This is a genomic window from Streptomyces sp. NPDC053048, assembly GCF_044547045.1.
Taxonomy (GTDB): domain Bacteria; phylum Actinomycetota; class Actinomycetes; order Streptomycetales; family Streptomycetaceae; genus Streptomyces.
This window is the reverse complement of the sequence record NZ_JBITZS010000002.1, coordinates 1-12517: the sequence shown is the minus strand read 5'-3', so window position 1 is coordinate 12517 and position 12517 is coordinate 1. Positions and strand designations below refer to the sequence as shown.

10 protein-coding genes are annotated in these 12517 nt (G+C 72.5%); 6 read left to right on the top strand and 4 right to left on the bottom strand.

Going from position 1 to position 12517, the window contains the following annotated elements; translation table 11 throughout:
* Nucleotides 1-5 precede the first annotated feature (5 nt).
* Nucleotides 6-2651, bottom strand: coding sequence for a SpoIIE family protein phosphatase (locus ACIG36_RS05260; protein WP_399923932.1), 2646 nt, complete (start codon nt 2649-2651; stop codon nt 6-8).
* A gap of 249 nt (nt 2652-2900) precedes the next feature.
* On the opposite strand from ACIG36_RS05260, the gene ACIG36_RS05255 reads away from it, so the two are divergent.
* The gene (locus ACIG36_RS05255) at nt 2901-3479 is read left to right on the top strand and encodes a DUF6328 family protein (RefSeq protein ID WP_399922270.1); all 579 of its coding nucleotides are present in this window, start codon (nt 2901-2903) and stop codon (nt 3477-3479) included.
* A gap of 48 nt (nt 3480-3527) precedes the next feature.
* Here the strand turns inward: ACIG36_RS05255 and ACIG36_RS05250 are convergent, their stop codons facing one another.
* Together ACIG36_RS05250 and ACIG36_RS05245 are read right to left on the bottom strand one after the other, a co-directional pair.
* Nucleotides 3528-3995, bottom strand: a complete 468-nt coding sequence (locus tag ACIG36_RS05250) for a VOC family protein (protein ID WP_399922268.1) — start codon at nt 3993-3995, stop codon at nt 3528-3530.
* 108 nt (nt 3996-4103) lie between these two features.
* Nucleotides 4104-4835 (bottom strand): class I SAM-dependent methyltransferase, encoded by a 732-nt coding sequence (locus tag ACIG36_RS05245; RefSeq protein WP_399922265.1) that lies wholly within the window; start codon nt 4833-4835, stop codon nt 4104-4106.
* Between the two features lie 189 nt (nt 4836-5024).
* Here ACIG36_RS05245 and ACIG36_RS05240 point away from each other — a divergent pair, with 189 nt between their 5' ends.
* Nucleotides 5025-6263, top strand: coding sequence for a serpin family protein (locus ACIG36_RS05240; protein ID WP_399922262.1), 1239 nt, complete (start codon nt 5025-5027; stop codon nt 6261-6263).
* 17 nt (nt 6264-6280) lie between these two features.
* Here the strand turns inward: ACIG36_RS05240 and ACIG36_RS05235 are convergent, their stop codons facing one another.
* A complete protein-coding gene (locus ACIG36_RS05235; RefSeq protein WP_399922259.1) occupies nt 6281-7162 on the bottom strand; it encodes an alpha/beta fold hydrolase in 882 nt (293 codons plus the stop codon).
* Nucleotides 7163-7503: 341 nt separating this feature from the next.
* Here ACIG36_RS05235 and ACIG36_RS05230 point away from each other — a divergent pair, with 341 nt between their 5' ends.
* From ACIG36_RS05230 to ACIG36_RS05215, 4 genes are all read left to right on the top strand, one after another.
* Nucleotides 7504-8235: a transglycosylase SLT domain-containing protein gene (locus tag ACIG36_RS05230; RefSeq protein WP_399922256.1), complete on the top strand. Its 732-nt coding sequence runs from the start codon at nt 7504-7506 to the stop codon at nt 8233-8235.
* A 263-nt stretch (nt 8236-8498) separates the two neighbouring features.
* Nucleotides 8499-8816: a hypothetical protein gene (locus ACIG36_RS05225; RefSeq protein WP_399922253.1), complete on the top strand. Its 318-nt coding sequence runs from the start codon at nt 8499-8501 to the stop codon at nt 8814-8816.
* Nucleotides 8817-8978: 162 nt separating this feature from the next.
* Entirely contained in the window at nt 8979-11396 is a 2418-nt protein-coding gene (locus tag ACIG36_RS05220) for an Orn/Lys/Arg decarboxylase N-terminal domain-containing protein (protein ID WP_399922250.1), read from the top strand.
* 45 nt (nt 11397-11441) lie between these two features.
* Complete coding sequence (locus ACIG36_RS05215) at nt 11442-12281, top strand: hypothetical protein (protein ID WP_399922247.1); 840 nt, start codon at nt 11442-11444, stop codon at nt 12279-12281.
* Nucleotides 12282-12517 lie beyond the last annotated feature (236 nt).

Here is a 12517-nt window from a genome sequence, read left to right as displayed (position 1 = left end):
GCGCCCTAGAGCTCCGGCCAGTCGTCCAGGGAGACGGAAACACCTGGCCGGTCGTCGGTGCCGGGCATCTGCTGCTCGGCCCAGATGACCTTGCCGCCGGGGATGTAGCGGGTGCCCCAGCGCTCGGCCAGCTGGGCGACGAGGAACAGGCCCCGGCCGCCCTCGTCCTCGGCGGCCGCGTAGCGCAGGTGCGGAGAGGTGCTGCTGGTGTCGGAGACCTCGCAGATCAGGGCGCGGTCGCGCAGCAGGCGCACCCGGATCGGGCCGGAGGCGTGGCGGATGGCGTTGGTGATCAGCTCGCTGAGGATCAGCTCGGTGGTGAACACCGCCTCCTCCAGGCCCCACCGTGTCAGCTGGCGGGTGACGTCGGCGCGCGCGCCGGCCACGACCGCCGGGTCGGAGGGCAGCTCCCAGGTGGCGACCCGCTCGGTCTCCAGGATGCGGGTACGGGCGATGACCAGGGCGATGTCGTCGGTCTGGCGGGCCGGCATCAGGGCGTCGAGCACCGCGTCGCAGGTCTCCTGCGGCGACCGGCCCGGATGCGCAAGCGTGCGGGAGAGGATCTCCAGGCCGACGTCGATGTCCCGCTGGCGGTCCTCGATGAGACCGTCGGTGTACAGGGCCAGGCTGCTGCCCTCGGGCAGCCGCAGCTCCACCGCCTCGAACGGCAGCCCGCCCAGCCCGAGCGGCGGGCCGGCGGGCAGCTCGGGGAACTCCACGACGCCGTCCGGATGGACGAGCGCCGGCAGCGGATGGCCGGCCCGCGCGAGCGCGCACGTCCCGTCGGACGGGTCGTAGACCGCGTACAGGCAGGTGGCACCCGCGATGGCGGCCTCCCCCTCCGCCCCCGTCTCCTGGTCGATGCGGCCGACCAGCTCGTCCAGGTGCCCCAGGAGCTCGTCCGGTGGCAGGTCGAGGGAGGAGAAGTTCTGCACGGCCGTGCGCAGCCGGCCCATCGTCGCGGCCGCGTGCAGCCCGTGCCCGACGACGTCGCCCACCACCAGGGCCACCCGGGCGCCGGGCAGCGGGATGACGTCGAACCAGTCGCCGCCCACCCCGGCCTGCGCGGGGAGATAGCGGTAGGCGATGTCGAGGGCGTTCTGCTCGGGCACGCCCCTCGGCAGCAGGCTGTGCTGCAGTGTCACGGCCATGGCGTGCTCGCGCGTGAAGCGGCGGGCGTTGTCGATGCACACCGCCGCACGGGCCGTCAGCTCCTCCGCCAGGGACAGGTCGTCCTCCTCGAACGGCTCGCTGTCCTGCGTCCGCCAGAAATTGACGATCCCCATCAGGACGCCGCGCGCCTTGAGGGGAACGGTGATCAGCGAGCGGAACCCGTAGTCCAGGATCGCCTGCGTGCGCTGGGGATCCTGGGTGCGCCAGCCGGCCGAGACCCGCAGATCGGGCACGAGCACGGCGTGCCCGCTGACGAAGCCCTTGGCCTGCGGGGTGGACGACGCGAAGCGGTGCACCTCGCCCGCCCGGTACAGGGGGTGGTCGTCGCGCACACCGCTGAACGCCACCCGGCGCAGCTCCGGCGCCTCGCTGCCCACGGCCGTCCGGGGTTCCTCGCCGCGCAGCACGGGCTCGGCCAGGTCGACGGAGACGTAGTCGGCGAAGCGGGGCGAGGCGACCTCGGCCAGCTCGTCGGCGGTGCGCTGGACGTCGAGGGTCGTGCCGATGCTCACGCTCGCGTCGTACAGCAGCCGCAGCCGGCCGCGCGCGACCTCGGCCCGGCCCGCCAGCGCGCGCAGTTCGGTGGAGTCGCGCAGCGTGGCCACGCTGCCCGGCGGCCCGCCCCGGCGGTCCGTCGGCCGCTGGTTGACCGCCAGCAGCAGCTCCCCGACGGGCACCACCTCGTCGGTGGCCACCCGCCGGGACTCCAGCAGCTCGGCCATCTGCGGGGCGAGGCCCAGCGCGTTGACGGGGCGCCCCTCCACGTCCGCGGGCAGGTCCAGCAGCCGGCGCGCCTCGTCGTTGACGAGCAGGACCCGGCCGTCGCCGCTGACGATGACCACACCCTCGCGCACCGCGTGCAGGACCGCGTCGTGGTGCTCGTACATCCGGGTCATCTCGATCGGGCCGAGCCCGTGCGTCTGCCGCCGCAACCGCCTGGTGACCAGCGCCGTGCTGCCCGTCGCCAGCGCCAGTGCGGCGGCACCGGCGCCCAGAACGACCGGAAGCTGCCGGTCCACCGCGCTGCTCACCGAGCTGACCTTCAGGCCGGAGGAGACCATGCCCACGACCCGCCCGTTGTCCGTCACCGGGACCACGACCTGCAGCTCCTCGCCGAGCGGGCCGCTGACGTCCTCGACGGTGACATGGCCGGACAGCGACGGCTCGATGGTGCCGACGAACTTCCGGCCGATCTCCTCCGGGGCCGGGTGGGTGTAGCGGATGCCGTCGCGGTTCATCACGACGATGAAGTCGACCTTGCTCTCCCTGCGGGCGGCCTCGGCCAGCGGCTGGAGCACCGCCGACGGATCGGGGCCGCGCATGGTCTGCACCAGGCCGGGGGAGTGGGCGAAGGACTCGGCGGCCGCGAGCGAGCGGTCGCGCGCCGCCTGGAACCGGTCGCTCCGAGACTGCAGCAGCAGGGCCGTCACGGCGGCCACGACGAGCAGCAGCACGATGAGCACCTGCAGTACGAACATCTGTCCGGCGAGGCTGCGGTGTGCCACCGACCGCAGGCGCCGGGCCCACGGCACCCCTGAACCGCGGCGCCACTGTCGCCGCTCACCCCGGCCACCTCGGCGCCGACCGGCGAACCAGCGACGGGCCATACCCCATGTCTACCCCGCGCCCTTCCGCCGCGCGAACCGTACGCGCCACCCTGTGGGCCTCTCCGGATGCGTCCCCCGCCCGCAGGGGGCACCGTTGAGCGTACGAAGGGATGGACCGGCATGCCGCGGAACGGAGCACACGACGGCGGCGCAGCGGACCCGCCCGGCGGGCGGCGGGGGCAGGGCCCGGAGCACGAGGGGGAACGGGCGGCGGAACGGCGCGTGGGGCGTCACGAATCACCCGAGGAACGGGCGGACCGGCGCTGGGGCGAGCTGCTGCAGGAGGTGCGCGTCGCCCAGACGGGCGTGCAGATCCTCTTCGGCTTCCTGATGACCGTGGTCTTCACCCCGAAGTTCTTCGACCTGCCGACGACGGACAGGAACATCTACGTCGTCACGGTCGTGCTCGGCGCCGCCACCATGGGCGCCCTCATCGGCCCGGTGTCCTTCCACCGCCTGGTCACCGGCCACCGCCTCAAGCCCGAGACGGTCACCTGGGCCTCGCGGCTGACCATCGTCGGGGTCGTCCTGCTCCTGGCGACGATCGTCTCGGCGCTCCTGCTCATCCTGCGCATCGCCCTGCGCAACTCCGCGGTGCCCTGGCTGGTGGCGGGGCTGAGCGTGTGGTTCGTGCTGTGCTGGTTCGGCCTGCCCGCCTGGGCGCGGCACCGGTACGCGCGCAGGGAGCGGCGGGAGTAGGGAGCGGCGGGAGTGGGGCGGCCCGCGCCCCGGGCCGGCCTTCAGCCTTCAGCCTTCGTAGGCGTCCACGAGCGCCTGAATGTCGATCTTCTTCATCTGGAGCATGGCCTTCATGACCCGCTCCGCCTTGACCGGGTCGGGATCGGCCAGCAGCTCGGACAGCTTCCTGGGGTTGACCTGCCACCACAGGCCGAACCGGTCCTTCACCCAGCCGCACTGGCCCTCCTCGCCGCCCTCGCCGAGCCGGGCCCACAGCTCGTCCACCTCCTCCTGCGTCCCGCAGTCGACCGACAGCGAGACGGCCTCGTTGAAGGTGAAGTGCGGGCCGCCGTTGAGGGCGATGAACTGCTGCCCGGCGAGTTCGAAGGTGATGGTCATGACCGTGCCGGGCCTGCCGGGCCCCGCCTCGCCGTACCGCGTCAACACGGTCCGGGAGTCGTCGAAGATCGAGAGGTACTGGCGCACCGCTTCCTCGGCCTGGTCGTCGAACCACAGAAAGGTCGTGATCTTCTGCATGGCGTCTCCCTGCTGACCGATGGCTGACGCGGCGAGAATATCGCCATATCATGGCGATTCAGCGGCATTTCATCACTTGTGCCCCGCTGTCCGCCGGGCGGACGTCTCCTACGGCTTCACCGCGGTGACGAGCGCGGTACGCACGAACGGCCCGCACCACCACATGCGCGGTCCCAGGTTGCGGCGCTCGACAGAGCGCATGCCGAGCTCCGCCAGCGTCGCCGTACGGCCCCGCACCCAGATGTCGACCATGACCAGCCGGCCGCCCGGCCGCAGCACCCGCACCGCCTCCGCCAGTGCGGCGCGCCGCCGCCCGCGAGGACGAAGATTGTGCACGGCCATGCTGGTCACCACGATGTCGAAGCGGGCGTCGGCGAAGGGCAGCGCCGTCATGTCGGCGGTCAGCAGCTCCACGCGCTCGCGCAGCCCCTCGGCGAGGGCATTCTCGCGCAGCGCGCCCGGGTCGCTCCGCCACTGGTCCCGCAGCCGCCACAGGTCGACTCCCACGGCGCGCCCGGTCGTCAGACGACGGCCGACGAGCAGCACGACGGCGCCGCTGCCGCAGCCCAGGTCCAGGACGTACTCGTCACCGCGCAGCGCGAGCCCTTCGGCCAGTTCGCGCCAGACGACGAACTTCCCCCGGAGCGTGGTGTGCGCGTAACCCGCGGCGCAGCCCGCGAGGACCGCCGTGACGACGGTGGAACCGAGGAGAGCGGCCGACGGGGCCTCGACCAGCAGCGCCGCCACCGCCACCAGGGCCGTCAGCCCCGCCCCCGCCAAGAGAGCCGCCAGTTGCGGCGGCCCGTCGATCCCGTACGGGAACACCCTGCGTTGCTTCACCCGTCAACCATGTCCGGGGCCCGGCCACGGCCCCAGGTGGCAACGGCGCGGCCGGGGTTGTGCGGGAGGCCTGCGTGCGCGGGGGCGAGTCGGAGGCCATCTACGGGGGTTGAGGGCCCCGCGCGGGCGACGGACCCGGACACGCCCTAGGCTGCCGTGGCACATCGCTGGACCACGGGGAGCCGAGACATGCAGAGCAAAGCCACAGAAACGGTGCGTTCCGTCAACGCGTTGACCGCGGACTGGGCGCGCATCGCCGTTCGCGAGGGCGACCGGCCCGGCCAGGGCACCGTCTTCTCGGCGGCCGGGGTCTGGCCGCTGCTCGCGCTGCTGGCGGGCGGTGCCCACGGCCCGGCGCGCGGCGAGCTGCACGGGGCCCTGGGCATAGCCGACGCCCACAGCGCCACCGCCCTGGGCCGCCAGGTGATCGAGGCGCTGCAGGCGATGGACGGAGTCGACGCCGCCACCGGTCTGTGGACCCGCGCGGAGCTGCCCGTCCGGCCGGTGTGGCGATCCTGGCTGCCGGACGGGGTGCACGGCACGCTGACCGGCGACGCCGAGCGGGACCGCGCCGAGCTGGACGCGTGGGCGGCACGCCACACGCAGGGGCGCATCACGACGATGCCCGTGCCGCTCAGGCCCGACCTCATGCTCGTCCTGGCCGGGGCGCTGCTGATCCGGACCACGTGGACGACGCCGTTCAACGAGGGCTGGCTCATGCCCCGGCACGGCGCGTGGGAGGGCCGGCGCCTGGGCGGGCTCTTCCGCTCCACCGGCGAGCTCGACCAGGTGCGGCTGGCCCCGCACACCCCGGCCGGCCCGCTCACCCTCGCCGAGGTCCGCGGGGACAACGGCCTGGACGTCCATCTGCTGCTCGGCGACGAGGGTGTCCCGGGCGGCAAGGTGCTCGAGGCCGGCGTGGCCGTCCTCGACGGCGACCACGCGACGCTGCCCGGCTCGGCACTGGACTACGGGACGCCCGGCCCGGGGCTCACCGTCGCCGACGTCATCGGCTGGGACGAGCGGCCGAAGCTCAACGTCGCCACGCCGGCCTTCACGGTGCGCGCCGAACACGATCTGCTCCAGAACGCCGGTCTGTTCGGGCTGCTGACGGCCGTGGACGGTTCCCAAGGCCACTTTCCCGGCATCAGCACCGTGCCGCTGGCGATCTCCTCGGGGCGGCAGAGCATGACCGCGGGGTTCTCCGCCAAGGGGTTCGAGGCGGCGGCCGTGACCGCGTTCGCGCTGGCGGCGGCCGGAGTGCCGCAGCGGCGGTCGAAGCAGGTGGGCGCCTGCTTCGACCGGCCGTTCGGCTTCCTGGCCGTGCACCGGGCCTCCGGCCTGGTGCTGGCGGCGGGCTGGGTCACCGACCCCGACGAGGCCCCCGACCCGTCCGGCCCCGGGCTGGGCCCGGGGCTCGGGTGGTAGAACGGGCCGGTCGGCTCTCAGGCCGTGACCCGGCCGGCCGTGTGCTCCAGGATCGCGGCGGCCAGCGGCGCGTGCACCTCACGCGGCAGCGCGTGGCCCATCCCGGCGACCTCGACGACGCGGGCCCCGCGGACCGCCTGCGCGAGGTGCTGGGGGTGCGGCGGCGGGAAGACCGGTTCGGCGGGGGCGGAGACGACGAGCGTGGGAACGCCCGTCGTCGCCAGCTCGTCGGTGCGGAGCATGCCCGAGGGGTCGGCACTGCCGTGCGCCGTGCTGACGGAGTAGTGGCCGGTGTGCTCGACGATCCTCCGCTCGAGGGCGCGGAAGTACTCGGCGTCGAACGGCAGTCGACCGCCGCCCAGCACCCTCCAGTGCTCGACCCGTCGGTCCAGCTCGGCCTCCAGCCCGTGGTCCTCGACCGGCCGCGCCCACATCTCCAGCACCTCGGGAGCGATGCCGGGCAGCTCGCCGACCGGCGTCACCGTCCCGTCGGGGTGGGTGTACGGGGCAGTGCTGAGCGCGCACGTTCCCATCAGGGTGGCGCTCAGCAGCCGCTCGGGGTGGTCGGCGATCAGCAACTGGGCCAGCATGCCGCCCAGTGAGAGGCCGACGACGTGGGCGCGCTCGATGCCCAGGCCGTCCAGAACCGCGACGGCGTCCCGCGCGAGGTCGGTGACGCGATAGGGCGCGCTGTCGAACGACCAGGTGGAGCGGCCGGTGTCCCGGTGGTCGTACCGGATCACGCGGTGGTGCTCGGCGAGCGCGTCCACCAGCTCGTCCGGCCAGCCCATGCCCGAGGCCTGCGCGCCCATGATCAGCAGCAGCGGCGGGGCGTCGGCGGACCCGCGCTCCTCCACCCAGAGACGGATGCCGGGCGCCGCGTCGATGAAGTGCTGCATGTGTTCCCCCTGAGAAGTCGGTCGTGCCGTCGAGATGAGAAACGATACGAGACGTTGCGTCTTGCGGTCAAGCCTCGGCGGGTGCCGGATTGTGAGGCCGCTCATGGGGCGTGGATCACATACGAAAGTGATTAGTGAAGGGCTGGGTGCCGAATTCGGAGATTTTCGGGTGCGGGGTGTTCTTGAATACGGCGTTCTGCCGTAGGTCGCACCTTTGCCAGCGGGTTTTTCCGTTGCTAACAATTGCGGGGTCGCACGGCGCCGTCGATCGAGACGCGGCGCTCTTCTTTTGCGCCGAGGACGGCCACTGCGACTCTCGCGATTGGAAGGTTCAGCTCTTCATGCGCTCCACCATCTCCGGTTATACCCGTCTGCCCAAGGCTCACAAGTTCTCCGCCGCTGCTCTGGTGACCGCGGCCGGTGCTGCCGCTCTCACGTTCGCCGTCGTGCCGCAGGCTTCTGCCGCTGATGCGCACTCGGTGGCTGTGAAGCCGGTGGCGCAGAGTGTGAACGAGTTCGGTGAGACGCAGGCCGGTGAGCTGGCGAAGGCCGTGGATGCGGCTGCTGAGCAGGCCCAGGCTGCTGCCAAGGGCAAGGTTGCCGCTGTGGCGAAGGCCGAGACCGAGGCGAAGGCGAAGGCCGATGCCGAGCGTGCGAGCCGTTCCACCGAGCGTCAGGCCCTCAAGCCCGCCGCCGCCAAGCCCGCCGCCAAGCCTGCTGCGAAGCCGGCTGCTCCGGCGAAGAAGGCCTACGCGGACAATCTGGACGGCTGGATCAAGGAGTCGCTGGACGTCCTGAAGTCGAAGGGCATTCCGGCTTCGTACGAGGGCATCAAGCGCAACATCATGCGTGAGTCGACCGGTAACCCGCGTGCGATCAACGACTGGGACGTCAACGCCGTGAACGGTGTTCCGTCGAAGGGTCTGCTGCAGATCATCGACCCGACCTTCAAGGCGTATCACGTCGAGGGCACGTCCTGGGACATCTACGACCCGGTCGCCAACATCACCGCGTCCTGCAACTACGCGGCCGACAAGTACGGCTCCATGGACAACGTCAACTCCGCCTACTGATCTGATCCAGAACTGATCCAGCCCAGTCGGCACCAGCCTTCCGCCTCGGCCCCCGGGACTCCTCCCGGGGGCCGAGGCATGCGCGTTCCGCAAGCCCCCACGGCGGGCGCCCCCGCACCACTAGGCTCCCTGGGCGTGCCGGAGACAAGCGGGCATCACGAGGGCGGGGGCGTGACAGCGGGCGGGCGCCGTCGCCACGCGGCTGTCGCGGGGCGCTCGTCGACGACGCCCGGGACTCGCTCGACGCCTCGGTGCGGCTGAGCGTGACCGGCGGCGTCACCGCGCTGGTCGCCGCCGTCATGCTGTGGGGCACCGGCTGGTGGGCGGCCCTGGCCCTGGTGCCGTCGGCCGTCGCGGCCCTCGCCTACCACGGGGCCGTCCAGGCGGCCGTGGCCTACGGCGAGGCCGTACGCACCGCGTTCGACCTGCACCGCTTCGATCTCCTGCGCGCCCTGCACCAGCCCCTGCCGGCGGACCTGGCCGAGGAACGGGCGCGGGCCGCCGCCCTGTGTGCCTCCTGGCGCCAGGGCCTTCCGCCACCGGACCGCTACGAGCACCCGGGCGAACCGCAGGGCTCCTGAACCCCGTCCGGCCCCCGGAGTGGTCCCGTCGAGCACACGCTCGAGTTTCCCCGGCCTCCTGCCCCCGGGCGAGTGGTCCGACCGTCCACCGGGCACCGGGCCGTTCGCCCCTCGTGAGACTGAACCGCGACAACCTGATCATCGCGACAACAGGGGGACGACATGGCCGGCGGCACCGTACTGTTCGCACTGCCGGAAGACCCGCTCGGGCCGGATTCGGGGACCGAGCAACTGCGCAGGATCCGCAAGGCCGTGGAGGAACAGGGCCTGGAAGTGCGCTGGGCCCGCACCGCGACCGACGCACGGGCGGTGCTGCGCACCGAGGCCGGCCTCGCCGCTGCGGTCGTGGCCTGGGAACTGGCCCCCGGCGAGAACGGCGGGAACGCCAAGAACGGCGGGAACGGCAAGGACGAGCCGGGCGGCGCCACCGTACTGCGCCAGATCGGCCGGCGCTTCAAGAACCTGCCCGTCCTCCTCGTCATGACCGACGAGGCCGACGAGGACCTCGACCACCTCCCGCTGTGGGTGTCGGAGACGGTCGTCGGCTATATCTGGCCGCTGGAGGACACCCCGGCGTTCATCGCCGGGCGCATCGCCGGCGCCGCCCGCGCCTACCAGGAGGCCGTCCTCCCGCCGTTCTTCAAGGCACTGCGGCGCTTCGACGACGCCCACGAGTACTCATGGCACACCCCGGCCCACGCCGGAGGCGTCGCCTTCCTGAAGTCCTCGGCCGGACGCGCCTTCTTCGACTACTACGGCGAGCGGCTCTTCCGCAGCGACCTGTCCATCTCGGTCGAGGAACTCGGCTCCCTCTTCGAACACACCGGCCCCATCGGGGACGCCGAGCGCAACGCCGCCCGCGTCTTCGGCGCCGACCGCACCTACTTCGTCCTGCACGGCAACTCCACCGCCGACCGCATGGTCGGCCACTACTGTGTCTCCCACGACGAGATCGCCCTGATCGACCGCAACTGCCACAAGTCCGTCCTGCACGGTCTGGTGCTCTCCGGCGCCCGCCCCGTCTACCTGGTGCCCACCCGCAACGGCTACGGGCTCGCCGGACCGTTGCCCCCGGCCGGGATCGGCGCGACGGCCGTCGCCGACCGCATCGCCCGCAACCCGCTGGCACAGGGCGCCGTGTCGCCCCGTGCCGAGTACGCGGTCGTCACCAACTCCACCTACGACGGGCTGTGTTACGACGCCGTACGGGTGGCACGGGAACTCGCCCCCAGCACACCGCGCCTCCACTTCGACGAGGCCTGGTTCGCCTACGCGCGCTTCCATCCCCTGTACGCCGGGCGCTACGGCATGTCCGTCGGACCCGACACCTTCGGCGGCCCCGAACGCCCCACCGTCTTCGCGACCCAGTCCACGCACAAACTCCTGGCCGCACTGAGCCAGAGCGCGATGGTGCACGTCAAACCCTCGCCCAGGGCCCCCGTGGAGCACGAGCGGTTCAACGAGGCGTTCATGATGCACGGCACCACCTCACCGCTCTACCCCGCCATCGCCTCCCTCGACGTGGCCGCCGGAATGATGGACGGACCGCAAGGACACTGGCTCGTCGACGAGGCGGTCACCGAGGCCATCCGCTTCCGCCAGGCCGTGGTCCGCACCGGCCGGCGCATCGCGGTCGCCGGGGACCGGCCCGCCTGGTTCTTCGGCGTCTGGCAGCCGGAGACGGTCACCGACCCGGCCACCGGGCAGCAGCACACCTTCGCCGACGCCCCCGCCGACCTGCTGCGCTCGCAGCCCTCCTGCTGGCGGCTGGAACCCGGCGCCGACTGGCACGGCTTCCCCGGGCTCGGCGAGGACTACGCACTGCTCGACCCGGTCAAGGTCACGCTCACCTGCCCCGGGATCGACGCCACCGGCCGCTGGGCCGACGAGGGCATCCCCGCCCGGATCCTCACCGCCTACCTGGCGACCCGGAACATCGTGGTGGAGAAGACCGACACCTACACGACCCTCATCCTCTTCTCCATGGGCATCACCAAGGGCAAATGGGGGACCCTCCTCGACGCCCTGATGGACTTCAAGGCCCTCCACGACTCCGACGCGCCCCTCGACCGCGTCCTGCCCGGCCTCCTCGCGCAGCACCCGCTGCGCTACGACGGCATTACCCTGCGCGAACTGTGCCGGTCCATGCACGACCACCTGCGCCGGACCGACCTGGTCACCCTGCTGGACCGGGCCTTCCATGAACTGCCCGAGCCGGTCACCCCGCCCCAGTGGTGCTACCAGCAGCTCATCCGCGGCGGCACCGAACGCGTCCGGCTCGCCGACGCGCCCGGCCGGGTGGCCGCGGCCATGGTCACCGTCACACCGCCCGGAATCCCCGTCCTCATGCCCGGCGAGTCCACCGGCGCCCCCGACGGACCGCTGCTGCGCTACCTCGGCGCCCTGGAGTCCTTCGACCGCGCCTTCCCAGGCTTCCGCAGCGAGACCCACGGCGTCACCACCGACCCCGAAACCGGCGACTACATGATCGAATGCGTCCGCCCGGACCGCCGGCCCGGCCTCGCCGAAGGCGCGCTGCCGCGCCAGGCGGCGGGCGAGGCGGATCGGACGACTGGCTGAGCGCGCCGGGGCGGCCACCGCCGCCCCGGCCCTTACGGTGCGTGCATGGTCTTCGGCGTGGTGATGGCGTTCTGTGCCGCGGCGTGCATGGGCGTGGCGACGGTGCTGCAGGCCATGGGAGCCCGCACGGCGGCCGACGCCGACACGTCGGCCACGGGCGGATCCACGCTGCTGCTGACCCTGCGCCGGTGGCCGTTCCTGGCCGGCATCGCCCTGGACACGCTGGGCTTCCTGGCCGAGCTGGTGGCGCTGCGCTCGGTGCCGCTGTTCGTCGTGGAGGCGGCCCTCGCCTCGTCCCTGGCGGTCACGGCCGTCGTCGCGGCCGCCGTGCTCGGGATCCGGCTGCGACCGGTGGAGTGGGGCGCCGTCGCCGCGGTGTGCTGCGGCCTGGCCCTGCTGGCCCTCGCCGCCGGACACGAGGGCACGGGCGCCGGTGACACCCTTATGCGCCTGGTGATCCTCGGTGCCTCACTCGCGCTCGTCCTGCTCGGGTGGGCGGCGAGCCGGCTCGTGCGCCGAGGGCGAGCGGCCGTGCTCGGCGGGATCGCGGGCCTGAGCTTCGGCGTGGTCGCCGTCGCGGTGCGCCTGCTGCCGGACCTCGCCGTGCGCCCGCTGCTCGTCGCGCCGTCGGCCTACGCCGTGGTCGTCTGCGGCATCGGCGGCTACCTCCTGCTGATCGAGGCGCTGCGCTCCGGAGCGGTGACCGCGGCGACAGGGGCGATGGTGATCGGCGAGACGGTCTGGCCCGCCGCGTACGGGGTCCTCTGGCTCGGCGACACGACGCGGCACGGGCTCGGGCCACTGGCCGTCGCGGGCTTCGCCGTCTCGATCACGGGCGCCCTGGTGCTGGCGCGGTTCGGTGACGCGGAGCAGTACGCGGCATGAGGGCGTACGAGCGGTCACGCCGGGTGAGAGACGAGGGGGCCGGCTGTGAGGCCGCTCATGGGGCGTGGATCACATACGAAAGAGGGCAGTGGTGACCGCAGGCCGAAAATAAAGATGTGAATGGGCTTCCGTGACGTTGAATACGGCGTTCTGCCGTAGGTCGGACCTTTGCCAGCGGGTTTTTCCGTTGCTAACAATTGCGGGGTCGCACGGCGCCGTCGATCGAGACGCGGCGC

What these genes read in the sequence shown, in the direction of transcription:
- ACIG36_RS05255 (WP_399922270.1), top strand. Translation starts at nt 2,901, where the DNA reads ATGCCGCGGAACGGAGCACACGACGGCGGCGCAGCGGACCCGCCCGGC.
- ACIG36_RS05220 (WP_399922250.1), top strand. Translation starts at nt 8,979, where the DNA reads ATGGCCGGCGGCACCGTACTGTTCGCACTGCCGGAAGACCCGCTCGGG.
- ACIG36_RS05260 (WP_399923932.1), bottom strand. Translation starts at nt 2,651, where the DNA reads ATGTTCGTACTGCAGGTGCTCATCGTGCTGCTGCTCGTCGTGGCCGCC.
- ACIG36_RS05230 (WP_399922256.1), top strand. Translation starts at nt 7,504, where the DNA reads ATGCGCTCCACCATCTCCGGTTATACCCGTCTGCCCAAGGCTCACAAG.
- ACIG36_RS05235 (WP_399922259.1), bottom strand. Translation starts at nt 7,162, where the DNA reads ATGCAGCACTTCATCGACGCGGCGCCCGGCATCCGTCTCTGGGTGGAG.
- ACIG36_RS05250 (WP_399922268.1), bottom strand. Translation starts at nt 3,995, where the DNA reads ATGCAGAAGATCACGACCTTTCTGTGGTTCGACGACCAGGCCGAGGAA.
- ACIG36_RS05215 (WP_399922247.1), top strand. Translation starts at nt 11,442, where the DNA reads ATGGTCTTCGGCGTGGTGATGGCGTTCTGTGCCGCGGCGTGCATGGGC.
- ACIG36_RS05240 (WP_399922262.1), top strand. Translation starts at nt 5,025, where the DNA reads ATGCAGAGCAAAGCCACAGAAACGGTGCGTTCCGTCAACGCGTTGACC.